24 protein-coding genes and 1 riboswitch are annotated in these 23,895 nt (G+C 42.5%); of the genes, 21 read left to right on the forward strand and 3 right to left on the reverse strand.

The genetic code is table 11. The features are described from left to right. Positions 1-89: 89 nt before the first annotated feature. Complete coding sequence (locus MKY65_RS08005; protein ID WP_339183830.1) at positions 90-803, forward strand: gamma-glutamyl-gamma-aminobutyrate hydrolase family protein; 714 nt, start codon at positions 90-92, stop codon at positions 801-803. Between the two features lie 64 nt (positions 804-867). Here the strand turns inward: MKY65_RS08005 and MKY65_RS08010 are convergent, their stop codons facing one another. After that, the gene (locus MKY65_RS08010) at positions 868-1,311 is read right to left on the reverse strand and encodes an SRPBCC domain-containing protein (RefSeq protein WP_339183832.1); all 444 of its coding nucleotides are present in this window, start codon (positions 1,309-1,311) and stop codon (positions 868-870) included. A gap of 24 nt (positions 1,312-1,335) precedes the next feature. Then, the gene (gene msrA / locus MKY65_RS08015; protein ID WP_339183835.1) at positions 1,336-1,866 is read right to left on the reverse strand and encodes a peptide-methionine (S)-S-oxide reductase MsrA; all 531 of its coding nucleotides are present in this window, start codon (positions 1,864-1,866) and stop codon (positions 1,336-1,338) included. A 157-nt stretch (positions 1,867-2,023) separates the two neighbouring features. On the opposite strand from msrA, the gene MKY65_RS08020 reads away from it, so the two are divergent. Both MKY65_RS08020 and MKY65_RS08025 read left to right on the forward strand, forming a co-directional pair. Then, positions 2,024-2,521 (forward strand): MOSC domain-containing protein, encoded by a 498-nt coding sequence (locus tag MKY65_RS08020; RefSeq protein ID WP_339183837.1) that lies wholly within the window; start codon positions 2,024-2,026, stop codon positions 2,519-2,521. Positions 2,522-2,598: 77 nt separating this feature from the next. Beyond that, a complete protein-coding gene (locus MKY65_RS08025) occupies positions 2,599-2,847 on the forward strand; it encodes a hypothetical protein (RefSeq protein ID WP_339183838.1) in 249 nt (82 codons plus the stop codon). A gap of 62 nt (positions 2,848-2,909) precedes the next feature. On the opposite strand, the gene MKY65_RS08030 is transcribed toward MKY65_RS08025, so the two are convergent. After that, entirely contained in the window at positions 2,910-3,440 is a 531-nt protein-coding gene (locus tag MKY65_RS08030; RefSeq protein ID WP_339183840.1) for a DUF4269 domain-containing protein, read from the reverse strand. A 1,338-nt stretch (positions 3,441-4,778) separates the two neighbouring features. Here MKY65_RS08030 and MKY65_RS08035 point away from each other — a divergent pair. The 18 genes from MKY65_RS08035 to MKY65_RS08120 all read left to right on the forward strand — a co-directional run bounded on the left by MKY65_RS08035 (position 4,779) and on the right by MKY65_RS08120 (position 23,875). Then, complete coding sequence (locus MKY65_RS08035; RefSeq protein WP_339183842.1) at positions 4,779-5,378, forward strand: DUF2179 domain-containing protein; 600 nt, start codon at positions 4,779-4,781, stop codon at positions 5,376-5,378. An 86-nt stretch (positions 5,379-5,464) separates the two neighbouring features. Continuing rightward, positions 5,465-5,565, forward strand: a riboswitch (purine riboswitch). A gap of 387 nt (positions 5,566-5,952) precedes the next feature. Further along, positions 5,953-6,444: a 5-(carboxyamino)imidazole ribonucleotide mutase gene (purE, locus tag MKY65_RS08040; protein WP_339183844.1), complete on the forward strand. Its 492-nt coding sequence runs from the start codon at positions 5,953-5,955 to the stop codon at positions 6,442-6,444. Next, positions 6,431-7,564, forward strand: coding sequence for a 5-(carboxyamino)imidazole ribonucleotide synthase (gene purK, locus MKY65_RS08045; protein WP_339183847.1), 1,134 nt, complete (start codon positions 6,431-6,433; stop codon positions 7,562-7,564). The genes purE and purK overlap by 14 nt, the downstream gene beginning before the upstream one ends. Then, positions 7,561-8,856, forward strand: a complete 1,296-nt coding sequence (gene purB / locus MKY65_RS08050) for an adenylosuccinate lyase (protein WP_339183849.1) — start codon at positions 7,561-7,563, stop codon at positions 8,854-8,856. Before purK ends, purB begins: the two co-directional genes overlap by 4 nt. A gap of 13 nt (positions 8,857-8,869) precedes the next feature. Next, complete coding sequence (gene purC, locus MKY65_RS08055) at positions 8,870-9,583, forward strand: phosphoribosylaminoimidazolesuccinocarboxamide synthase (RefSeq protein WP_339183852.1); 714 nt, start codon at positions 8,870-8,872, stop codon at positions 9,581-9,583. Next, positions 9,580-9,825, forward strand: a complete 246-nt coding sequence (gene purS, locus MKY65_RS08060) for a phosphoribosylformylglycinamidine synthase subunit PurS (RefSeq protein WP_042533017.1) — start codon at positions 9,580-9,582, stop codon at positions 9,823-9,825. The genes purC and purS overlap by 4 nt, the downstream gene beginning before the upstream one ends. A gap of 2 nt (positions 9,826-9,827) precedes the next feature. Continuing rightward, on the forward strand, positions 9,828-10,514 hold the full coding sequence (gene purQ / locus MKY65_RS08065) for a phosphoribosylformylglycinamidine synthase subunit PurQ (RefSeq protein WP_339183853.1): 687 nt from the start codon (positions 9,828-9,830) through the stop codon (positions 10,512-10,514). After that, positions 10,498-12,726: a phosphoribosylformylglycinamidine synthase subunit PurL gene (gene purL / locus MKY65_RS08070; protein WP_339183855.1), complete on the forward strand. Its 2,229-nt coding sequence runs from the start codon at positions 10,498-10,500 to the stop codon at positions 12,724-12,726. The genes purQ and purL overlap by 17 nt, the downstream gene beginning before the upstream one ends. Continuing rightward, positions 12,702-14,108: an amidophosphoribosyltransferase gene (gene purF / locus MKY65_RS08075; protein ID WP_339183857.1), complete on the forward strand. Its 1,407-nt coding sequence runs from the start codon at positions 12,702-12,704 to the stop codon at positions 14,106-14,108. Before purL ends, purF begins: the two co-directional genes overlap by 25 nt. A 58-nt stretch (positions 14,109-14,166) precedes the next feature. Then, a complete protein-coding gene (gene purM, locus MKY65_RS08080; RefSeq protein ID WP_339183859.1) occupies positions 14,167-15,186 on the forward strand; it encodes a phosphoribosylformylglycinamidine cyclo-ligase in 1,020 nt (339 codons plus the stop codon). Then, complete coding sequence (purN, locus tag MKY65_RS08085; protein WP_339183861.1) at positions 15,183-15,758, forward strand: phosphoribosylglycinamide formyltransferase; 576 nt, start codon at positions 15,183-15,185, stop codon at positions 15,756-15,758. Before purM ends, purN begins: the two co-directional genes overlap by 4 nt. After that, positions 15,758-17,290, forward strand: coding sequence for a bifunctional phosphoribosylaminoimidazolecarboxamide formyltransferase/IMP cyclohydrolase (purH, locus tag MKY65_RS08090; RefSeq protein WP_339183862.1), 1,533 nt, complete (start codon positions 15,758-15,760; stop codon positions 17,288-17,290). The genes purN and purH overlap by 1 nt, the downstream gene beginning before the upstream one ends. An 81-nt stretch (positions 17,291-17,371) precedes the next feature. Further along, entirely contained in the window at positions 17,372-18,616 is a 1,245-nt protein-coding gene (purD, locus tag MKY65_RS08095) for a phosphoribosylamine--glycine ligase (protein WP_339183863.1), read from the forward strand. A gap of 174 nt (positions 18,617-18,790) precedes the next feature. Next, positions 18,791-19,882: a glycerol dehydrogenase gene (locus MKY65_RS08100; RefSeq protein ID WP_339183865.1), complete on the forward strand. Its 1,092-nt coding sequence runs from the start codon at positions 18,791-18,793 to the stop codon at positions 19,880-19,882. 177 nt (positions 19,883-20,059) lie between these two features. Beyond that, a complete protein-coding gene (locus MKY65_RS08105) occupies positions 20,060-20,737 on the forward strand; it encodes a GntR family transcriptional regulator (RefSeq protein WP_339183867.1) in 678 nt (225 codons plus the stop codon). Next, a complete protein-coding gene (locus MKY65_RS08110; protein WP_339183869.1) occupies positions 20,734-21,936 on the forward strand; it encodes a CaiB/BaiF CoA-transferase family protein in 1,203 nt (400 codons plus the stop codon). Before MKY65_RS08105 ends, MKY65_RS08110 begins: the two co-directional genes overlap by 4 nt. Beyond that, positions 21,936-22,847, forward strand: a complete 912-nt coding sequence (locus MKY65_RS08115; protein ID WP_339183871.1) for a hydroxymethylglutaryl-CoA lyase — start codon at positions 21,936-21,938, stop codon at positions 22,845-22,847. Before MKY65_RS08110 ends, MKY65_RS08115 begins: the two co-directional genes overlap by 1 nt. After that, entirely contained in the window at positions 22,844-23,875 is a 1,032-nt protein-coding gene (locus tag MKY65_RS08120) for a DctP family TRAP transporter solute-binding subunit (RefSeq protein ID WP_339183873.1), read from the forward strand. The genes MKY65_RS08115 and MKY65_RS08120 overlap by 4 nt, the downstream gene beginning before the upstream one ends. Positions 23,876-23,895 lie beyond the last annotated feature (20 nt).

Here is a 23,895-nt window from a genome sequence, read left to right on the forward strand (position 1 = left end):
AGTATTCAATAGATTCACAGAATACACTTCGCATGTATAGAATACACCAAATGCAAATCATATAAAATACACAAGGAGGTAATGTACAAATGAAACCAATCATTGGGTTAACCGCATCGATGGAAGTAGATGGCATGGAATATAAAATGAACCTGCGAAATGTAAGAGCTATCGAAAAAGCCGGCGGCATCCCTGTTATTCTGCCGTATTACAGCGATTATCAGGAGATTGCAGCATTGCTTGATAAATTGGACGGTCTCTATCTTCCTGGAGGCTATGATATTGATCCTTCCCTGTTTCAAGAGGGGCCGAATCCGAATTTAGGTACGATCATTCCTGAAAGAGACCGCTTGGAAAAGGAGATTATTCCTTATTTTTTAGAGAAGGATAAGCCGGTATTGGGCGTTTGCAGAGGATGCCAAATTTTAAATGTTGTTACTGGTGGAACCATGTATCAGGATTTAGATTCGCAGTATCCAAAACCGTTGATACAGCATACTCAAAAAGCAGCTTTTCATCACCGGTCGCATGCTGTCAAGATAACACCTTCTTCTTTATTGGAAAAGCTGGTGCAGGCATCGGAAGTCAAGGTGAACAGCTACCATCATCAGGCAAACCGCTCTCTAGGGAAGGATTTTATGATTTCGGCTGTGGCAGGAGATGGTGTGATGGAAGCCTTTGAAAGTAAAATGCATCGTTTTGTTTTAGGGATACAGTGGCATCCGGAAGGCATGATTCATCTCGAAAATGACCCGTCTTTGGCAATTTATAAGGGGTTTATTGAAGCGTGTAAAGAAAGGTAGGTTGATGGATTACATGCAAAAAGAGACCATCTAACCTATTCGTTATCAAGTCTCTTTATCCAAGCTATTTCGATTCATTTTCAGCTAAAGCTTTTATCACGTTAGAGGATTCTTTTGCAAAATCAACGGAAGCGTCATAATAATCCTTCCCTTGATCCAAAAGAGAGAAGTCACCAATTTCGATAACTAATTTTGTATGGCTGCCTGCAGGTTCTAATAAATAACGGTAAGCAACCTCTCCTGGTTCGGGCTTGAATTTCCAGCCAGTTCCGTGTAAATCGATGATAAGCTCTCTTTCTTTTTCTGCTTTTATAATCGTAGTAATAGACTGTTCTCCGTTTGGCAGGTCCCAAACTACTTTGCTGCCCTCCGTCATTGGTTCAGAAGGGTAGTCCTCCGGCAGCTCATCCCATTGTGCTACATATTTCGGAAGTGTTAATACTTCCCAAACCTTCTCTAAGGATGCATGAATGGTTATTTCTTCGGTAACAATAAGTTGTTTTTTCACTGAAATTCCTCCAAATAAGTTTGTTTAGGATGATGGCTGCCAATTTTCAGCGATAAATTCATCCCTGCCTGATTTAGCGCGGTCTTCTTCATATTCTTCTTTACTTTTTTTATAAAAATCCTGATGATAATCTTCTGCAGGATAAAAGGGTGCTGCTGCTTTGATTTCTGTTACAATCGGCTTGGAAAACCTGCCGCTCTCAGCAAGCTGCTGCTTTGATTTTTCAGCCAATTCTTTTTGGACTTCATTATGATAAAAGATTGCTGTTCGATATTGCTCGCCTCTATCCTGAAATTGCCCGTCCGGATCAGTTGGGTCGATTTGCGGCCAGTATAGATCGAGGATTGTTTGATAATCGATGAAGGAATCATCATACGTAATCTCCACCGCTTCATAATGTCCCGTATTTCCCTGCTTGACTTGCTCATAAGCAGGATTATCGATATGTCCTCCTGTGTAACCGGATATCACTTGGTGTACGCCGTCCCATTGGTCGAAGGGCTTCACCATACACCAGAAGCAGCCGCCGGCAAATGTTGCTTTTTGCATTGTCATGTTCACTTCCTCCTTGAGGCTTTTCAAAAGTCACGATAATTTGTAGAATGGAATTAATATAACATAATTTAAGTATTTTTAGAAATAAGGTGACATCATGGAAGAACCATTTGTACATAGGATTCTTACTAGTAAACAGAAAGAGATAATAAATATTATGTATTTATCTAGATTAGGATTTGCCAAAGAGAATCCGGAAAAAAAGAAAGCTATTTTTGATAAAAGTATTTTTGCTTTTCCAGTGAAGCATTATAATGAACCGGGTGTAAAGAAGTTATTTACAGAACGTGCAGGCGAGAAGAAAGAAAATTTCTCTGTGCTGGAAATGGATGAGCATACTGTTTTTATTGGCGATATTTATCAGTTAGGGGAAGCAACGATTCAAGTATCTCAGCCTGGCATCGTATCGCAGAAGGAAATGGAAAACGGCTTAAAAACAGGATGGTATTTTCGCGTGCTGGAAGCAGGTAAAATCCAGCCGAAGAAAGATTTACAACTGATAGAACGTCCCAACCCCCAGTGGTCGATTGCAGCTTGTAATGAAGTCATGTATTTAGATCGAGAAAATTTATGGAGTGCGGATAAACTGTTTCATTGTACAGATTTAGGGATTATTTGGAGGAAGACATTGCGAAAGAGATTGAGAGGATTCTAGGAAGATAGATTTCTAATGAAAATTTGAATCTTTAAGCCTTGTTAAATCGTAAGGCAGATAAAGGGAGGAAAATATTCATGAAAAAATATCTGGTTTTTGCAGGGATTTTCTGTGTTTCTTTTTTAGTACTTCAAGTTGCTGCAGGGATGATATGGACGCTGCTTTATACTCCTGATATCAGTGCGGCTTGGCAACAGACAGGTGCTTTATCTTCAGAGACGGCACTTATAAAAGCAAGTGCTGCTTCCCCATTCATTATTGCTGTAACATCATTGGTAGTTACTTTTGGTCTTACAAGATTATTGCTTAAAAGAATAGCTATGTAATGAAAAAAGGAGGAAAAACTCCTTTTTTTTCATGCTTATTGAGAAGGGCAAATCAAAATACTTCAGATTATCTGTCTTTTACGCCCGTAATCTATTAAGGCTTCATAAGGATCTCCAGTTAACCCAAGCATAGCGCAAAATGCCTGCTCCGTTTTAAGGCCATCTTCTTTTAACGCAATAATCTTACTTTTCCACAATGGATGTTCATCCAGCAGATATTTTTCAATAACCATGTGCAGATAAGCATACTGCTCTGCGACAGGCTGGGGCTGACCAAATAGTTCAAATTCAAATTTCTGATAAGTGAAATTTGCTTTTACGATTGGTTTTCCCCGGATCGTTTTATTCTTTAACCGGAAACCTGAGTAAGAGCCATAATAATTATGTATAATCTTTGCAAAGTCTTGCAGGTGGTACACTTCCATAATCATATCTAAATCAGAGCTTGCTGTGTCAATCCCCAGCGGTATAGTTCCGCATAATATGGGAGAGTATGATTTTAAATCTTTCATTATATTTAATTGATGAATCACGTTATACGCTCTGCTCTGTTTTTCGTTTCCAGATTTCAGGTACGCTATATTTTTTAACAAAATAACACACTTCCCTTATATGGAGATTGTGGGATAAGATTTTTCTAAATATACTAAACTTTCACACGTTAAAAAGTAACTTTATTTCCATAGAAACAGGAGTTGATCGTTCCTTGGATAACTCCCTTGACAAAGAATAGAAGGTGAAGTGTAAAGCACCGCTGCGGAAAAACACTACGCTTTCCATGGGCTTGCGCTCAGCCTCCTCAAAAAAAGAAGTTCGCTTTTTTCTGCGGGGTCTTCCCACTGGGACTGCGATTACTCGTCCCATCGAAGAGCTTTTGCGATTACTCGCCCCACCGAAGACCATTGCGCTTTCCCATAGGAGTCTCCGTGTTTTTCCTCCGCTAGTAGGATATTCTATACATGGAAAACACCTCACCAAATAGATGTTTAATTCAGATAGAACATATTTTTCATGCTGTATGGTAAAATGTTCGACCAAGATTCCTTTCTGTACATCGAAGCTATTCTCTGTATTTCATATCTATGCTGTTATGATTGGGTTGTTCAGGCGAAAGCTGCTATTTCTTTCATTCGCTGTAGAATCTTATCAGAGCGCAGGCCAACCACGTAGACTCCTAAATGGTTTGCAGGCTAAACCCGTGACTCCTGTCACAACGCCTGCACTTGCACGTCCTGGGACTGCGATTACTCGCCCCATCGAAAACATTTGTGCATCGCAGGGCGAGCTGAAGATCCACTTGAAAAGCGGGTTTCTTTTCAAGTTAGCTGAAGCCGTCCCCATAGAAAGCGGAGTGGTTGGCCGGAGCGGTGCTATGCACCATCACCAATTCCAAAATGGCCGGATATTTAACCAAAAAGCAAGTATGGTAATCGAGAACATGTTCATCCTAGAATAACAAGATATATATGCTTATTCTTAGGTGCGAAAGTTGAGTTAATATACAAAAAGAAACTTTTGAAAGAAAGGATGAACTTGGTCTACGTGTTAATAAAATATCATAATATGAGTAAGAACTTTTATCACGGAGAAGCGCTCATAAACTTCCCGTTGATCAAAGTTTTATTTTATCAAAAATCTGTAGCGTAATGATTTATAATTATGGTAAATTAAAGTAACCCTGTTTCACTTAAAACCAATGTGTTTTATTTTAGGAAATAAAGGGAAATATTCACAAGGTCTGTAATTTGTTTGAATGTATTTTCTTCTGTTTGTAAGGATATTCTACCACAGTGTAACTGGCTGTAAGTCACAAAGAGATGACGACGACAAGAAAGTTATGATCGTAATCTTTGTTCCTTATTTAGGAGGGATATACACAACCTTCACTGAATAAATTTTCACTTAATATGAGGTAAAGAGGGGGAATCAATATGTTAGAGAATGTGCTTGTTATGGTGGCCATTATATTTATAGTGAATGTGCTATACGTATCAATTATGACGGTTCGTATGATTTTAACACTAAAGGGAAGAACCTATATTGCCGCATTTGTGAGTATATTTGAAATGGTTATGTATGTTGTTGGGCTAATGCTCGTATTAGATAACCTCAACCAATTTCAAAATGTGATTGCTTATGCAGTAGGTTTCGCAACAGGGTTGATTATTGGTTCCAAAATTGAAGAAAAGCTTGCCCTCGGCTACATTACCGTAAATGTTGTCTCTGCTAATCCAGATTTAAATTTCACACAGCGTCTTCGTGAAAAGGGATATGGCGTAACAAGCTGGTCCTCCTATGGAATGGATGGAGACAGACTTTCCGTTCAAATTTTAACACCGAGAAAGTATGAATTGAGATTATATGAAACCATTCACGAAATTGATCCGAAAGCATTTATTATTTCTTACGAACCAAAACGAATCCACGGCGGGTTCTGGGTAAAACAGGTTCGTAAAGGAAAATTGATGCGTAAAGAGAATAATAATAAAAATAAAGAACAGACACAAAATGAAGGCCATTCAAAAGAATAGTCTTCAAAAACCGAACATTAATTTCATGTAAAGCTAAAATTGTTCGACATTATCTTGCATTTTTCATTTTTTTTTGGTATGCTAAAGCCAACAATTGAAAAATGCCTCATATATACTTGAGAATATGGCTCAAAAGTTTCTACCCGGCACCGTAAATGACCGGACTATGAGGGAGGATGAGCCGTTGTTTGAAGAACAGCGGATGTTGAATGATGCTTATAATAAGGATGTTCAAAAGTCCAGTTAACTACGCTTTGAACAACTTTTAACCAAGTCTATTCATCTTCCCTTATGGAAGGTGAATGGACTTTTTTAATGGTTTATATACTTATTCTCTTGATGTAATAAGAGGTTTAAGTTGTAAAAGTAGCTATCGAAGGTTTTTGGTGGAGCGAGTAATCGCAATGCCAGTCCTAGAAAAAACACATACAAACTCCTGTTGGAAAAGTAATGTATTTCTGAATAGGTAAGCTGTAACTTATTATTTCATTGTTTCAATCAAAATCCGAACATTATCTTAAAAACTATCTTTTAAAATCCGTAAAAACAATAAAAATTCAGAAAGAGGGATTCGATGGCTCAAGTTGGTGTCATTATGGGAAGTATCTCCGATTGGGAAACCATGCAGCATACCTGCAAAGAACTTGAAACGCTACATATCAGCTATGAAAAAGAAGTTATTTCCGCCCACCGTACGCCGGATGATATGTTTACCTACGCTCAAGGCGCGCGGGATAAAGGGCTGAAGGTTATTATTGCCGGTGCAGGCGGCGCAGCACATCTGCCAGGAATGATTGCTTCACAGACAACGCTCCCGGTTATTGGCGTTCCTGTTGAAAGCAAAGCCCTGCAAGGAGTCGATTCACTCTTATCGATTGTTCAAATGCCCGGCGGTGTCCCGACTGCAACAGTTGCCATTGGCAAAGCGGGGGCAAAAAATGCGGCTATTTTAGCAACGCAGATTATCAGCACGTTTGATAAAGATGCAGAAAAAGCATTAGAAGAATACCGTGCAGCAATGAAAGACGCTGTTCAGGAAATGAGGGATCAGCTTGCAACCTATTAAACAAATCTTGTCACCTCAGACGATTGGAATTATTGGCGGCGGTCAGCTTGGCAGAATGATGGCGATTGCTGCCAGATACATGGGATACCGCATTGTTGTTTTAGACCCGACACCGAACTGCCCGACTGCACAGGTTGCTGATGAGCAGATTGTAGCAGACTATGCAGAAATCACAGCTGTAAAAGAATTGATTGAAAAAACCGATGTGATTACATATGAATTTGAAAATGTCGATTTGGATGCTGCAGAGCTGATCCAGAACGCAGGAAAGCTTCCGCAGGGTGCGCTGGCATTAGAGGTTACCCAGAACCGGGAAAAAGAGAAGCTGCTGATGGATGAGTTAGAGCTCTCCGTGCCGGCATTTCGCATCGTGAAAACAGAGGAAGCCTGTAAAGAAGCGCTGTCCATTATTCCGCTTCCGGCAGTCATTAAAACCTGCCGGGGAGGGTATGATGGAAAAGGACAGCTGAAACTCACAACAGAAGAAGATAAAAAGGAAGCTTTAGCGTTTTTCCAAGAGCATGGCTATTGTATAATAGAGCGATGGGTTCCTTTTGATAAGGAAATTTCGGTTGTCTTTACAAGGTCGCAGCAAGGAGATATCACCTTCTTCCCTATCGCCGAGAACGAACACCGTGACCATATTCTGTACAAAACAACGGTGCCGGCAGAAATAGAGGCGGTACTTGGAGAAAAAGCGTATGCGATGACGGCGAAAATTGCGGAACGCATGGAGATTGTCGGGACTTTTGCGATTGAGATGTTTGTCGGCGAGGGTACGATTTATATGAATGAAATGGCACCAAGACCGCATAATTCCGGACATTATACGATCGAAGGGTGTAATGTATCGCAATTCACGCAGCATATCCGGGCAATTTGCGGACTGCCGCTTATCCCAGTCAGCTTGCATCAGCCGACCGCGATGGTCAATATCTTAGGAGAATCCCTTCCGGAAGCAATCGAATTTACTGCGAATCATGATTTTGGTTTCCTTCATCTGTATGGAAAAGAAGAACCGAAAGAAAAACGTAAAATGGGACATATCACATTTACAGCAGAAACAGCAGAAGCTTTACGGAAACAATTGGATATTTTTGAGGAGGCAGCAAATCAATGATCGAACGTTATACAAGAGAAGAAATGGGCAATATCTGGACAGAGGAAAATAAATTCAAGGCTTGGCTGGAAGTGGAAATTTTGGCTTGTGAAGCATGGAGTGAGCTTGGGTTTATTCCGGAAGCGGACGTTAAAAAATTGCGTGAGAATGCTTCTTTCGATATCAACCGTATCTATGAAATCGAGCAGGAAACACGCCATGATGTGGTTGCATTTACCCGCGCTGTATCGGAAACATTAGGCGAGGAAAGAAAATGGGTCCATTATGGTTTGACTTCAACCGATGTGGTGGATACAGCTCTTTCTTATATATTGAAACAGGCAAATGACATTTTAAGAAATGGATTGAATCGCTTTGTCCGTATTTTAGAAGAAAAAGCGAAAGAACATAAACATACGGTGATGATGGGGCGCACCCATGGCGTGCATGCAGAGCCGACAACCTTTGGTTTGAAAATGGCCTTATGGTATGAGGAAATGAAGCGTAATGTCGAGCGTTTTGAGCTTGCAGCGAACAATGTAGAGTTTGGAAAGATGTCTGGAGCGGTTGGAACCTATGCCAATATCGATCCGTTTGTAGAGCAATATGTCTGCGAAAAGCTGGGCACATCGCCAGCGCCGGTTTCCACACAAACCTTGCAGCGTGACCGTCATGCAGCTTATTTATCTACGTTAGCATTGATTGCTACATCGATTGAAAAGTTTGCAACCGAAATCCGCGGCTTGCAAAAAACAGAAACAAGAGAAGTAGAAGAACGCTTTGCCAAAGGCCAGAAAGGGTCTTCCGCGATGCCGCATAAACGTAACCCGATTGGTTCTGAAAATATGACAGGGATGGCACGCGTTATCCGCGGTTATATGGTAACGGCTTATGAGAATGTAGCATTGTGGCATGAACGTGATATCTCGCATTCCTCTGCAGAGCGTGTCATTTTGCCGGATGCGACGATTGCACTGGACTATATGCTGCACCGCTTCGGCAATATTGTAGAGAATTTAACAGTATTCCCTGAAAATATGAAGCGCAACATTGACCGTACTCACGGGGTTATTTTCTCACAGCGCGTATTGTTAACGCTGATTGATAAAGGATTGGCGCGTGAGGAAGCTTATGATATCGTGCAGCCCAAAGCAATGGAAGCCTGGGAAACAGCGACTTCTTTTAAGGAATTGGTAGAACAGGATGAGCGGATTACAAGTAAATTAACACAGGAAGAAATCGATGGCTGCTTTGATTATACCTACCATTTGAAGAATGTCGATCAAATCTTTACAAAAATTGGACTTGCCTAGGAGGAATTCCCATATGGAACTCGAGCTTTTGTATGAAGGAAAAGCAAAGAAGGTTTATCAATCAGACACGGATGAAAATCACTTGATTCTCTCGTATAAGAATGATGCAACAGCTTTTAATGGAGAGAAGAAAGCTCAGTTTACCGGGAAGGGGAGACTCAATAACGAGATCTCTTCCCTCCTGTTCCAAGCATTAGAAAACAAAGGAATTCCGTCGCATTTTATCGAGCGGCTGGATTCCACTACCCAAATAGTTCAGAAAACAGATATTATTCCGCTAGAAGTGGTAATTCGGAATATTGCGACAGGTAGTATTACCAAACGTCTCGGCATCGAGGAAAAAACGTCTTTTGAGCCTGCGCTGGCAGAACTGTTTTATAAGGATGATAGTTTAGGAGACCCGTTGATTAATGATGAGCATGCGCTTTATCTAACAGATATTACAGCGGAAGAATTAGCCGGCATCAAAGAGAAGGCAAGAAAAGTGAATCAGGCATTAACAGAAATTTTTGCTGCAATCGGTGTCCGTCTGGTCGATTTTAAATTGGAATTTGGCCGAAACAAGGAAGGTGACATTCTGCTCTCTGATGAGGTGTCCCCGGATACGTGCAGATTATGGGATATCGAAACCAATGAAAAATTAGATAAAGATGTTTTTCGGCAAGGAACAGGAGATTTGATTACCGTATATGAAGAAATACTAAATCGTTTGGAGGCGCAGCTATGAGAAAAGTACAGGTATATATTACGTTAAAACAAGGTGTGTTAGACCCACAGGGAAAGGCAATTCAAACGTCGCTTCATTCTTTGGATTATCCAGAGGTGGAAGATGTTCGTGTCGGAAAATATATTGAACTTCAAGTAGAGGACGGGCCTGGATTAGAGGGAAGAGTAACGCAGATGTGTGAGCAATTATTGGCGAATCCGGTCATTGAAGATTATCGGATCGAGCTAGAGGAGGCACGATAATTGTGAAGGTAGCTGTGATTGTTTTTCCGGGTTCTAATTGTGACAGGGACATGTACCATGCAGCTGGAGAGGTTGCAGGTGCTGAAGCCAGCCTTGTCTGGTATACAGATACGCATTTGTTAGATGAAGTGGATGGCATTCTGATTCCGGGCGGTTTTTCTTATGGAGATTATTTACGGTCTGGTTCGATGGCATCTACATCAGATATTATGAACAAGATTCGAGAGCATGCGGAAAAAGGCAAGCCTGTACTGGGGATTTGCAATGGATTTCAGATATTGACGGAAGCAGGCCTCCTGCCGGGAGCATTAATGCGCAATAAAAATCTTTCGTTTATGTGTCATCAGGAGGAATTGGTTGTCGAGGATAATGAGACGGTTTTTACAACGTTATATGATAAGAACGAGGTTGTTAGTTTTCCAATCGCTCATGGAGAAGGCAACTATTTCTGTGATGAGGAAACGTTACAGAAATTAAAGGACAATAATCAAATCGTATTCACTTATAAAAACAATCCAAATGGCTCTGTCGAGGATATTGCCGGTATTCGCAATAAAGCAGGTAATGTGCTGGGTATGATGCCGCATCCGGAACGGGCAGTGGAGGCATTATTAGGAAGTGAAGACGGCTTAAGGCTATTTCAATCTATGATCGCGAATTGGAGGAGCAGCAATGCAGTTAACGCATAATATGGATTCAGAGAAAATTGAACAAGACCGATTGTATCAGGATATGGGTTTAAGTGATGAAGAGTTTGAGAAAATCAAAACGATCCTTGGCCGTCGTCCGAATTTTACGGAGACAGGCATCTTTTCTGTTATGTGGTCAGAGCATTGCAGCTATAAAACATCCAAGCCTCTCTTAAGAAAGTTCCCGACAGAAGGCCCAAATGTTTTGCAGGGACCTGGAGAAGGTGCAGGAGTCATTGATATTGGCGATGAGCAGGCAGTTGTTTTCAAGGTGGAAAGTCATAATCATCCCTCCGCTGTTGAGCCGTATCAGGGAGCAGCAACCGGCGTCGGCGGCATTATCCGTGATGTATTCTCCATGGGAGCACGTCCGATTGCGTTAATGAACTCTTTACGCTTTGGTCCGTTAACCACGAACCGTACCAAGTATCTATTTTCCGAGGTTGTTGCCGGGATTGCCGGATATGGAAACTGTGTCGGTGTTCCAACTGTCGGCGGAGAGGTACAATTTGATGACAGCTATGAAGATAATCCGCTTGTCAATGCCATGTGTGTGGGACTGATCAATCATGATGAAGTACAAAAAGGAATTGCTGCGGGGATCGGCAATACGATTTTGTATGCAGGACCGCCAACAGGGAGAGACGGCATTCATGGCGCGACCTTTGCCTCGGATGATTTAGCAGAGGATTCCAACAAAGACCGCCCTGCTGTACAAGTCGGCGATCCGTTTATGGAAAAATTGCTGATTGAAGCATGTATGGAGGTCATTCATTCTAACGCACTTGTCGGCATGCAGGATATGGGAGCTGCCGGCTTAACCTCTTCTGCCAGTGAAATGGCGAGTAAAGCAGGAACTGGACTGGAAATGAACTTAGATCTTGTACCGCAGCGCGAGCAAAATATGACTGCTTATGAAATGATGCTGTCTGAGTCACAGGAACGGATGCTGCTTTGTGTGAAAGCTGGCCGTGAACAGGAGATTATCGATATATTTGAAAAGTACGGTTTGAAATCTGTTCCAGTCGGAAAGGTTATCGAGGAAAAAGTATTCCGTATCAAGCATCACGATGAAATCGTGGCAGATATTCCGGTGGATTCTTTGGCGGATGATGCACCCGTGTATCATATGCCATCGAAGGAAGCCCAGTACTATCAGGATTTCCAGCAGATTGATGTCCAAACACCAGCTGTGGATCATCATGGAGAAACGTTGAAACAATTACTGCAGCGTCCGACGATTGCCAGTAAAGAGTGGGTCTATGACCAATACGATTCCATGGTGCAGACCAATACCGTTGTTACACCTGGTTCTGATGCAGCAGTCGTTCGTATCAAGGGGACAGACAAAGCCTTGGCTATCACAACGGATTGTAATTCCCGCTATATTTATTTAGACCCGGAAGAAGGCGGAAAGATTGCTGTTGCGGAAGCAGCCCGCAATATTGTCTGCTCCGGAGCGAAGCCATTAGGTCTTACAGATGGATTGAATTTCGGTAATCCGACAAATCCGGAAATCTTCTGGCAAATGGAAAAAAGCGTTGATGGAATGAGTGCGGCCTGTAAAGCATTACAAACGCCGGTTATCAGCGGAAATGTTTCCTTATATAATCAGTCCAAAGGGAAATCGATTTATCCGACACCGGTTGTCGGCATGGTTGGCTTGCATGAATCTACGGCGCATATTACGCCAAGCTTTTTCCAAAAAGCCGGCGACAGTATTTATCTTATCGGGGAAACGAAAAATGAATTTGGCGGCAGTGAATTGCAATTTATCCAGGATGGAAAATATGAAGGAAAAGCACCACATCTGGATTTAACGATTGAAGCGGAACGTCAGGAAAAACTGCTCTCTTTAATCAGGCAGGGTAAAATCCAATCTGCGCATGACCTTGCAGAGGGCGGGCTAGGAGTTGCATTAGCGGAATCATTATTCTCCAGTGAAGCGCTGGGTGCAGAAGTGACACTTACAGGAGATGCAACGGTTGCGTTATTCAGTGAAACCCAATCACGTTTTCTTGTTACCGTAAAGCCGGAGCACCAGGCCGCTTTTGAAGATGTATTTGCGGATGCAGCCAGACTTGGTCAGGTAACAGCAGATAATCAACTAACGGTTACGGCAAATAACGAGATGATTCTACAGAAAGATGCAGCAGCGTTAAAAGCACTTTGGAAAGGAGCTATTCCATGCTTGCTGAAATCAAAGGCATAAACGAGGAATGCGGTGTATTCGGAATTTGGGGACATGAGAAAGCAGCAGAATTAACCTATTATGGGCTGCATTCGATGCAGCATCGCGGGCAGGAAGGTGCCGGGATTGTTGTCAGCAAAGATAAGGAATTAACCGGTTATAAACAGCTTGGACTGGTTAATGATGTTTTTAAGCAAGTGAAATTTGATGATTTAAGCGGAAAAATTGCTTTAGGGCATGTAAGGTATGCTACCCAGGGTGGAAAAGGGCTGGAAAATGTACAGCCCCTTCTTTTTCAGTCACTTACCAGCGGGATGGCTTTAGCACATAATGGAAATTTAATGAATGCTACCGCATTACGTGAAGAGCTTGAAAAAGAGGGAAGCATTTTTCAAACGACCTCCGATACAGAAGTGTTAGCCCATTTAATGAAACGAAGCGGAGAGGTCACGGAAGCAACTATCTCGGAAGCGCTCAACCGTGTCAAAGGTGCTTATGCCTATCTTATTTTAGAGGATGATACCTTATATGCTGCGCTGGATCCGGCCGGAATCAGACCACTTTCTATTGGAAGAATAGGGGAAGCGTATGTCGTTGCCTCGGAAACATGTGCTTTCGACCAAATTGGTGCAACCTTTGAGCGGGAGGTATTGCCGGGTGAATTAATTAAAATTAACCAAGACGGTCTTACTTCCTTCCGGTTTGCCCCGCGCGACAAGAGACAAATGTGTGCGATGGAATATGTCTATCTTTCCAGACCGGATAGTGATTTAAATTATGTCAATGTACATGCCTCCCGGAAACGGATGGGAAAAGAGCTGGCTAAGGAAGCGCCGGTTGATGCAGATTTAGTGATAGGAGTGCCGGACTCCAGTATTTCAGCTGCCATTGGCTACGCAGAGGAAAGCAAGCTGCCTTATGAAATGGGAATTATCAAAAATCGTTACGTCGGAAGAACGTTTATCCAGCCCTCCCAGGAGCTGAGAGAGCTTGGTGTAAAGATGAAGCTGTCTCCAGTCCGCGGAATTGTAGAGGGAAAACGTGTCATTATGATTGATGATTCGATTGTTCGCGGAACAACAAGCAGACGAATTGTAAAAATGTTAAAGGATGCTGGTGCAAAGGAAGTTCATGTACGGATTGCTTCTCCAGCGATAACAGACCCTTGTTATTATGGAATCGATATGTCTACGAAGGAAGAACTGATTGGAGCAAACAACAGTATTGAAGAAATTGGAGAAATCATTGGGGCAGACAGCATCGCTTATCTGTCTGAAGAAGGCTTAGAGAATGCCATCGTCAAAGATAAAACGATCAATCAAGGTGTCTGCATGGCTTGTATGACAGGCTTGTACCCAGTTGCTCCGGCTGATGAGAAGGAAATGGACATATCAAACTGCTAGAAGTGGGTGTTCCATTTGAAGCCACACTAGAATCAAAACCATGTTGGAGGGCGAAAAGATGTCAGATGTTTATAAACAAGCTGGTGTAGATGTTGAAAAAGGCTATGAAGCAGTAGAGCGAATGAAAAAACATATTCAAAAAACACATCGTAAAGAGGTGCTGGGCTCTTTAGGTTCCTTTGCAGGAGCATTTGATTTATCCTCCTTTTCCTATCAAGAGCCTGTCCTGCTTTCCGGGACAGATGGCGTCGGCACCAAATTAAAGCTGGCAATCGAACTGGATAAGCATGATACGGTAGGAATTGATTTAGTAGCGATGTGTGTCAATGATATTGTTGCTCAGGGGGGCGACCCGCTTTTCTTTTTAGATTATATTGCTTGCGGGGAAAATGACCCGGCACGGATCGAAGCGATTGTTTCTGGTGTTGCAGCAGGGTGCCAGGAGGCAGGAGCTGCATTAATCGGCGGTGAGACAGCAGAGATGCCGGGGATGTATGATGCAGATGAATATGATTTAGCTGGTTTTGTGGTAGGTATCGTCGAGAAAGCAGAGATTATTACAGGAAAAACCATAGCAGAGGGAGATACGCTGATTGGCTTCGCTTCGAGCGGAATTCATTCCAATGGCTACTCGCTTGTCCGCAAGCTAATTGAAGGTTTGGATTTTGAAGAAACTCCTGATGGATTATCAAAACCTCTAAGTGAAGCCGTGATGGAACCGACGAAGATTTATGCAAAAGCGGTTCAAGCTATAAAAGAAGAGGTACATATTAAAGGAATTGCACACATTACCGGCGGCGGGTTTGATGAAAATATTCCGCGGATGCTGCCAGATGGCCTTGGAGCAGCAGTACAGGAAGGGGCATGGAATGTTCCTGAGATTTTTCCATTCCTGCAAAAACGAGGAGAAATCGATGCACGTGAGATGTACCGTGTTTTCAATATGGGCATCGGCATGGTCGTAGCTGTATCTAATGAAGAAGCGCAGAAAGCCTGTGATATATTGCAGGAGAACAAGGTCGAAGCAGCAGTTATCGGAGAGGTCATTGCAGGTGAAGGGGTGCAGATTTCTTCATGAAACAGCGGGTTAGTGTGTTTGCATCAGGCACAGGAAGTAATTTTGATGCCATGATGCTGGATGAAAAAATTGCGAGTTCGATCGTGCTGCTTGTTTGTGATAAGCCGGGAGCAGCGGTTATCAAAAAGGCTCAAGGTTATGGTGTCGAGACGCTTGTAGCAGAGCCAAAAAGGTATGCTTCTAAACAGGAGTATGAAAAAGTGATTGCTGAAAAACTGCAGGATTTAGAAGTTGAATGGATTTTCTTAGCAGGCTATATGCGGCTTATCGGAGAGACCTTACTTTCACAATATGAAGGCAGGATTGTTAATATACATCCCTCCCTTTTACCGGACTTTCCTGGGAAAGACGCGATTGGCCAAGCCTATAGAGCCGGTGTTTCCAAGACAGGAGTAACGATTCATTATGTAGATGAGGGCATGGACACCGGCCCAATCATTGCACAGGAAGAAATAGAAAGGCTGCCTGAAGAAACGGAAGAGCAGCTGAAAACGAGAATCCAAGCCGTGGAGCATCGCTTATATCCAAATGTAATCAATCAACTTATGCAGAATATAACGGAGGAATTATAATGAAAAAACGTGCGCTTATTAGTGTATCTGATAAAACAGGGGTCGCAGAATTTGCAAAAGGACTCGAAGCAAAAGGATTTGAAATCTTATCAACCGGCGGAACCATCCGTTTATTGAAAGAGTCTGGCGTCCAGGCGATTCCGGTAGAGGAAGTAACAAACTTTCCGGAAATGCTTGATGGAAGAGTAAAAACACTGCATCCGATGATTCATGGCGGGCTTTTAGGAAAACGAACCAATGAAGATCATCGTGCGCAAATGGAGGAGCATCATATTGCTCCAATCGATCTTGTAGCTGTTAACCTTTATCCGTTTAAAGAAACAGTTCAAAAATCAGGGGTAAGCCATGATGAAATTATTGAAAACATTGATATTGGCGGACCCTCTATGCTTCGCTCTGCAGCGAAAAACTTTGCAGATGTCTTCGTTGTTGCCGACCCGGCTGACTATCCATCTGTTCTGGCAGCTCTGGAAACGGAAGAGGATAACTATGCTTTTCGTCAGAAATTAGCAGCGAAAGTATTCCGTCATACAGCACATTATGACGCGATGATTGCAGCTTATTTCCAAACACAGACAGAAGAAGTATTTCCAGAAACATATACCGTAACCTATGAAAAGGTGCAGGATTTACGTTATGGAGAGAATCCGCATCAGCAGGCAGCTTTTTACAAAGCACCTATTCAAAATGCAGCAACCTTGGCAACTGCCAACCAGCTGCATGGCAAGGAGCTTTCTTATAATAATATTCAGGATACCAATGCAGCATTAGAAATTTTGCGGGACTATAATGACCCTGCTGCCGTTGCGGTCAAGCATATGAATCCATGCGGCATCGGTATTGGGGAAACATTGGCAGAAGCATTTGGACGTACGTATGAAGCGGATCCTGTTTCTATTTTTGGAGGGATTGTAGCCTGCAATCGTCCGGTTGATGTACAGACAGCAGAGCAGCTTTCTTCAATCTTCTTAGAAATCGTCGTTGCACCTTCTTTTGAGGCGGATGCACTTGCTTTACTAACAGAGAAGAAAAATATCCGTCTCTTAGAATTGGATGTTTCGAATCAGCAGGCTGACCAAAAACGGATGACCACCGTTGACGGTGGAGTTCTTATCCAGGATTTAGATGTCAAAGAAGTGACGAACGAGGACTTAGAAGTGGTAACGGAAAAGCAGCCGACTGAAGCGGAAATAGCTGATTTACTATTCGCTTGGAAAGCTGTGAAGCATGTGAAATCAAATGCAATCGTGCTTGCAAAGGATGCACAGACCATTGGTGTGGGCGCCGGTCAGATGAACCGGATCGGAGCAGCAGAGATTGCCATTAAACAGGCTGGAGATAAAGCGAAAGGAGCTGTGCTTGCATCAGATGCCTTCTTCCCGATGCCGGATACCGTAGAAGCAGCAGCTAAAGCCGGTGTCACAGCGATTATTCAGCCGGGCGGTTCCAAACGCGACCAAGATTCCATCGATGTATGTAATCAATACGGGATTGCCATGGTGACTACAGCTGTTCGTCATTTTAAACATTAATATAGAGCTCCTGTATTTCTTCTTAATTCGTTTATGCAGGAGCTTTTTAGCAGGGAAGAAGCTGAAATTGGAGGGGAAGCTATGAAAATATTAGTTGTAGGACGCGGCGGCAGAGAGCATAGTATCATCAAAAAGTTAAAGGAAAACCTGCAGTTAGACAAGATTTATGTTGCTCCTGGAAATGCCGGCATGGAAGAAGAAGCCGAATGTGTTCCCATTGATGAAATGAACATCGAAGAACTGGCAGCTTTTGCAAAAGAAGCGGCAATTGATTTAACGGTTGTTGGCCCTGAGAATCCGTTAAATGCCGGAATCACCAACCGGTTTCAACAGGAAAACCTTGCAGTTTTTGCCCCCACACAAGAAGCGGCATGGCTGGAAGGCAGTAAAAGCTTTGCAAAGGATTTTATGAAAAAATATAAGATCCCTACTGCTTCTTACGGCGTTTATCAGGATGCTGAAGAAGCGAAAAAGAGAATTGCGGAAACAGGCGCTCCTATTGTAATCAAAGCAGATGGTTTAGCAGCAGGAAAAGGTGTTATTGTGGCGATGACAGAGGAGGAAGCTGTTCAGGCAATCGATGATATGCTTGTGGACAAAGCATTTGATCAGGCCGGTTCCACCGTAGTTATTGAAGAATATTTAGAGGGCGCTGAATTCTCTTTAATGGCATTTGTCCATGAGGATAAGGTCTATCCAATGATGGCAGCAAGAGACCATAAACGGGCTTTTGATCATGATGAAGGTCCGAATACAGGCGGTATGGGAGCTTTTGCGCCGATTCCGGATTTGAAGGCAGAAGATTATCAGTTCGCTGTTGAACAGATTTTAGAGAAAACAGCAGCAGGAATGCTGGAAGAGGGCAGACCATTCACGGGGATTCTATATGCGGGCCTAATGATGACGGAAAACGGACCCAAAGTAATTGAGTTCAATACACGTTTTGGCGATCCGGAAACGCAGGTCGTTCTTCCTTTATTGAAGAATGATCTAGTTCAGGTCCTGCAGGATGTAATAGCGAAAAAAAATCCAAATTTAGAATGGCATAAGGAAGCATGCGTCGGTGTTGTGCTTGCATCGGAAGGATATCCTGGAGCGTACAATAAAGGAAATGAGCTTCCGCGTTTTGAAGATACCGAAGACACCTATATTATTCATGCCGGAACAAAAAAGACAGATGGAAAGCTTGTCAATGACGGAGGCAGAGTGCTCCTGATCGGCGGACGTGCAGACACACTTTCACAGGCTGCAGACAAAGTATATCAGCAGCTGGATAAAGCAGAACTGAATGGTAACTTTTTTTACCGGAGCGATATTGCTAAATAAAGATATAAAAATGCAAAGGACGGAAACCTCCTTTGCATTTTTTATTTTGCCTTTTAAAAGGTGTGACGACAAAATATTGCTATTTTCTGAATATGAGATGCAAGGATATTCTGTTGTTTTGGTAATCCAAATGATGGGTATAATAAAGGGAAATATAAGTATTGGAGAGATTAGATGTCTAACGTTATTTTTACTTCACCTAGCAAATACGTACAAGGAAAAGGAGCTTTAAACGAGCTTGGCAAATATGTTGAAGCAGTTGGGAAAAAGCCGTTAATTATATCTGATGACGTAGTTTGGGAGATAACGGAGGAAACGGTCGAGAGCAGTCTGAAAGATGTAAATATCGATTTTCATTTTGTTCCATTTAATGGCGAAGCCTCTTTAACAGAAATCAGCCGCATAGCAGAAGAAGGTAATAAAGCAGAGGCCGACTTTATCATCGGTGTCGGAGGAGGAAAAACACTAGATACAGCAAAAGCCGTTGCGGATGAGCTGGAAGTAAGTGTTGTTATTGTTCCTTCGACTGCATCAACAGACGCACCGACAAGTGCATTATCTGTTATTTATAACGATGAGGGTGTATTTGAATCCTATAAGTTTTACAATAAAAACCCGGAATTAGTGCTGGTAGATACGAAAGTAGTAGCTGGTGCACCAGCCCGTCTGTTTGCTTCTGGAATAGCTGATGCCATGGCAACATGGGTGGAAGCAAGAGCGACGATTAAAAGTAATGGAGAAGCAATGGCAGGAGGAAAGACGAGCATTGCTGCACGTGCTATTGCAGAAGCCTGTGAGAAAACATTATTTGCTTACGGAAAAGCAGCATATAAGGCAGTGGAAAAAAATCTGGTGACAAAGCAAGTGGAAGCGGTCGTGGAAGCAAATACTCTCTTATCTGGACTTGGATTTGAGAGCGGTGGATTAGCTGCTGCACATGCTATCCATAATGGTTTTACCGTACTGGATGGAGATATTCATCATTTAACTCATGGTGAGAAGGTTGCTTATGGTACGCTGACACAGCTTGTACTGGAATTGCATCCAGAACAGGAAATCCAAAAATACATTGATTTTTATCAGTCATTAGGCCTGCCGACGACCTTGGAAGAAATGCATTTGGACGAAGTATCCTATGAAGATTTACAAAAGGTTGGAGTTGCAGCAACACAAGAAGGCGAAACCATGGGTAACCTGTCTGAAGAAATCACTGCCGATGATGTTGCCCAAGCTATTTTAGCGGTGGATCAATTAAGTAAAAAGTAACCGTATGTTTACAATAATTGAATTAACTTAAAGAAGCTCTGCACCCAGTTATGGATGCAGAGTTTTCTTATTTTCTCTGAATGAAGAAAAATCTGCATTTTTATCTTTGAAATAGTTTGACTTTTTACTTTTATTGTAATAATATGAACGAATGAACTTGCATACTGTATACAAGAGGTGATCGTTATCGTAGAAATTGTAAAGAAAACCTTAAAAAGCCAAGTATACGATTACTTGAGAGAGCAAATTATTGTCGGAAAATTCAAACCTGGAGAAAGATTAATAGAAGAAAAGATAGGAGAAGCATTAAATGTTAGCAGGAGTCCCATCCGTGAATCGATACGGATGCTGGAAAAAGAGGGATTTCTGAATTTATCAAAAACCGGCGGTGTTACAGTTGTAGAGCCTTCTCTTACAGATTTTAGGTATTTATACGAATGCCGGATAGGGATGGAGTCGCTTGCTGCTTATTATGCTGCTGTCAGACGGACAGATGAACAGCTGCGCTTGATGAGGCAGGAAGTGGAAAATACTGCCAACCACAAAGAAAAGCAGGATGACAATGAAAAACATGTTACGGTAGCTTTTCACGATATTATTATTGAAGCCAGCGCGAATCCTTTTCTCATATCCATGCTTGGGACACTGCGCGGGGTGAATAGTTTTTATCGGGAAGTCATTGTGGATAAAGACCCGACACATAGAGAAACCGCATTTGCTGATCATGAGCAAATATGGGAGGCCATTGCCAGGAAGGATGCAGATGCTGCAAAAGAATTAATGAAACAGCATATTGAAAGAGATTTTACACACTTTCTGAATTTGAACAGAGACGAGTTGGAGGGATTAGAGTGAGTAAGAAAAAGCCTCTTGAGGGAATTAGGGTATTAGAATTAGGAAATATTGTAGCGGCTCCTTTTGCGGGGAAATTATTCTCTGAATTTGGAGCAGAAGTGATTAAAGTAGAAGAACCGAAAAATGGTGATCCGCTCAGAAACTGGAGAGTCATGTACAAGGATACATCCGTTTGGTGGCATGTTCAATCACGAAATAAAAAGTCGATTACTGTCAATCTTCGTGAGGCGGAAGGACAGGAAATCATTAAAAATCTGACAAAAAACGCGGATGTCGTTTTGGAGAATTTTAAACCAGGTACGCTGGAGAGATGGGGGCTAGGCTATGAGACCCTTAAGAAAGTAAATCCTTCTATCGTATTAACGCGAATATCCGGCTATGGTCAGACAGGACCTTATCGGGAAAAAGCCGGGTTTGGAAGCGTCGCAGAAGCGGTTGGGGGTCTGAGGTATTTAACTGGATACCCGGATTTACCGCCAGTTCGGGTCGGGATTGCTATTGGAGATATGGTTGCCGGACTATATGCTGTTATTGGTACATTGATGGCGTTGCGGGTTCGGGACCGGGACGAGGAAAGAAAGGGACAGGAAGTGGATGTGGCTCTTTATGAATCTGTATTCAGCCTATTGGAAGGGATGCTTCCGGAGTTTGATTTAACAGGGGAGATTCGCGAGAGAACAGGAAGTACACTGCCGGGAGTTGCTCCGTCTAATTCCTACCTGTGTGCGGATGGCTCTTATGTCATTATCGGCGGAAACGGAGACCGGATCTTCCAGCGTCTGATGACAACCATCGGAAGAGAGGATATGGCAGCAGATTCAAACTATGCTACGAACCAAGACAGAGTGAATAATGTGGAATATATTGATAACGTTATTGAATCGTGGACGAAACAGCATCCAATCAAAGAGGTGCAGCGGATTTTAGATGAAGCTTCCGTTCCAGTCAGCCCGATTTATAGTATCAAGGATATTATCGAGGACGTACATTACCAATCCAGAGACATGATTCAGGAAATTGAGCTGGATGACGGCCAAAAAATAAAGACTCCAGGTATTGTTCCAAAACTTTCGGAAACGCCGGGTGAAATTGAAGCAAATGGACCGGTACTCGGCCAGCATAATGAGGAAATCTACAAGGAATTTCTAAACTTCTCCTATGAGGATTTTAAAAGGTTAAAAGAGGGAGGAATTATCTGATGGCTCAGGTCACTATTATTGATGTAAGTCCGCGTGACGGGCTGCAAATAGAACCGAAAAATATTTCTACAGAAGAGAAAGCAAAGCTTATCCATAAGCTGACAGAAGCAGGAATTAAAAAAATTGAGGCTGCCTCTTTTGTTCACCCGAAAAAGGTTCCGCAGATGGCCGACGCAGAAGCGTTATTAGAGCAGCTCCGTTCCAATAAGAATGTGCTGCCCATTGCATTGATTCCTAATCAAAGGGGATTTATGCGAGCAAGTGAGTTTCCGCATTTAGAACTGAATTGGGCAGCTTCTGCAACAGAAACCTTCAGCGATAAAAATTTAGGAATGACGATCGAGAGAAATTTCGAAATGTTTAAAGAAGTGGCGGGGGAAGCAAAATCAAAAGGAATGGAGATTTGCTTCTCGATTGCGGTCAGTTTTGGATGTCCCTATGAAGGGCATGTAGAGGAAGAAAAAGTGCTCGAATTGGTAAAAAAAGCGGTACAGGCCGGAGCAGACAGAATTGGAATTGCGGATACAATTGGCATTGCAACACCAGATGCTGTGGATTGTTTGTTCAAAAAAGTATTAGAGTTGACAGGAGATACGAAGGTTTCTTTCCATATTCATGATACCAGAGGTTTGGGAGCAGCGAATGCGTATGCCGCGTATTCAGCAGGAGTACGAATGTTTGAAACAGCTGTAAGCGGAATTGGCGGATGTCCATTTGCTCCAGGATCAGCGGGGAACCTGGCAACGGAAGATTTAGTATATCTATTTGAGCGGATGGGAGTTAGAACAGGAGTGGATGTCAACAAGCTGTTCGAGGCTGCTGATTTTGCAGCAAGTCTTTCTTCCAAAACACCTCTGGGAAGAATTCGCCATTTAGATAGAGAGCGCACGATAAAGGAGATGATAAAATGAAGAGGTTACGTCACCTTTCTTTTCTGTTAGTTCTTACAGGAATTATTTTAGCAGCCTGCAGCAACGATGACGAGGTCTCGAAAGGAGCAGGTGCAAGCGAAGAGGAATATGAACCGGCGACCATCCGATTAGCTTATAACCTGCCATCAGGTCATCATATTTCAGAAGGAATAGAAGAATTTGCCAAAAAAATAGAAGAGGAATCAAACGGTCAGATAGACATGCAGGTTTTTGCGAATGGACAGCTGCTGTCTGATACAGATATGAACCAATCTCTTTTAACAGGCGGTGTGGAAATGGGAATGAACTCGTCTACAATCTGGTCTTCCACGGTGCCTGCTATGGGTGTATTTGATGTCCCTTATGTATTTGAGACATATGAGGAAGTAGGGGAAGCGTTGAATGGTGAATTTGGAGATATACTTCGATCAGAAATGGAAGATGTAGGCGTGAAAGTGTTAATGTTTGGTGATTATGGTTTTGGACAATTTGCGAATAATAAACGCCCGCTGGAATCACCAGAAGATTTTAGAGGCTTGAAAATCCGCAGTGTAGGAACACTCCCTTCTGAGTTAATTCAAGCTTATGACGCATCTCCTGTGTTTATGGGAGGCGGAGAAGTATATATGGGATTGCAAAGACAAACCGTAGATGGAGCAACATCTGGAACAACAGCAATGGTTCAGCGCAGTTATGATGAAGTGACAGATTATTTGACGATAAATAATTATACTTATTTTGAGTTTATTCTAGGCGTGAACCAAGATTTTTGGGATGAATTGCCTGAAAATACACAAACATTGATTGAAGATACTGCCAGCGAAACGGAGGAATGGATTCGCGAGCAGACAAAATTAGAAGATGAAAGGACACTCCAAGTGTTGAAGGACCGGGGAATGGAAGTATATGAAGTACCTGCTGAAGAACTCGACATATGGAAAGAAGCGGCAATGCCGGTACGGAAAATATTTGAGGAAGAAGCGGGAGAAGCAGGCATAGAATTATTAGATATGGTAGATGACGAATAAAAGTTGCTCATCACTTGGAA

Source organism: Oceanobacillus sp. FSL W7-1293 (assembly GCF_037969815.1).
Taxonomy (GTDB): Bacteria; Bacillota; Bacilli; order Bacillales; family Amphibacillaceae; genus Oceanobacillus; species Oceanobacillus oncorhynchi.

Bases quoted from the DNA above. Each gene is read 5' to 3' on its own strand.
- MKY65_RS08005 (WP_339183830.1), top strand. From the start codon at position 90: ATGAAACCAATCATTGGGTTAACCGCATCGATGGAAGTAGATGGCATG.
- msrA (WP_339183835.1), bottom strand. From the start codon at position 1,866: ATGACAATGCAAAAAGCAACATTTGCCGGCGGCTGCTTCTGGTGTATG.
- MKY65_RS08020 (WP_339183837.1), top strand. From the start codon at position 2,024: ATGTATTTATCTAGATTAGGATTTGCCAAAGAGAATCCGGAAAAAAAG.
- MKY65_RS08025 (WP_339183838.1), top strand. From the start codon at position 2,599: ATGAAAAAATATCTGGTTTTTGCAGGGATTTTCTGTGTTTCTTTTTTA.
- MKY65_RS08035 (WP_339183842.1), top strand. From the start codon at position 4,779: ATGTTAGAGAATGTGCTTGTTATGGTGGCCATTATATTTATAGTGAAT.
- purE (WP_339183844.1), top strand. From the start codon at position 5,953: ATGGCTCAAGTTGGTGTCATTATGGGAAGTATCTCCGATTGGGAAACC.
- purB (WP_339183849.1), top strand. From the start codon at position 7,561: ATGATCGAACGTTATACAAGAGAAGAAATGGGCAATATCTGGACAGAG.
- purC (WP_339183852.1), top strand. From the start codon at position 8,870: ATGGAACTCGAGCTTTTGTATGAAGGAAAAGCAAAGAAGGTTTATCAA.
- purS (WP_042533017.1), top strand. From the start codon at position 9,580: ATGAGAAAAGTACAGGTATATATTACGTTAAAACAAGGTGTGTTAGAC.
- purL (WP_339183855.1), top strand. From the start codon at position 10,498: ATGCAGTTAACGCATAATATGGATTCAGAGAAAATTGAACAAGACCGA.
- purF (WP_339183857.1), top strand. From the start codon at position 12,702: ATGCTTGCTGAAATCAAAGGCATAAACGAGGAATGCGGTGTATTCGGA.
- purM (WP_339183859.1), top strand. From the start codon at position 14,167: ATGTCAGATGTTTATAAACAAGCTGGTGTAGATGTTGAAAAAGGCTAT.
- purN (WP_339183861.1), top strand. From the start codon at position 15,183: ATGAAACAGCGGGTTAGTGTGTTTGCATCAGGCACAGGAAGTAATTTT.
- purH (WP_339183862.1), top strand. From the start codon at position 15,758: ATGAAAAAACGTGCGCTTATTAGTGTATCTGATAAAACAGGGGTCGCA.
- purD (WP_339183863.1), top strand. From the start codon at position 17,372: ATGAAAATATTAGTTGTAGGACGCGGCGGCAGAGAGCATAGTATCATC.
- MKY65_RS08100 (WP_339183865.1), top strand. From the start codon at position 18,791: ATGTCTAACGTTATTTTTACTTCACCTAGCAAATACGTACAAGGAAAA.
- MKY65_RS08115 (WP_339183871.1), top strand. From the start codon at position 21,936: ATGGCTCAGGTCACTATTATTGATGTAAGTCCGCGTGACGGGCTGCAA.
- MKY65_RS08120 (WP_339183873.1), top strand. From the start codon at position 22,844: ATGAAGAGGTTACGTCACCTTTCTTTTCTGTTAGTTCTTACAGGAATT.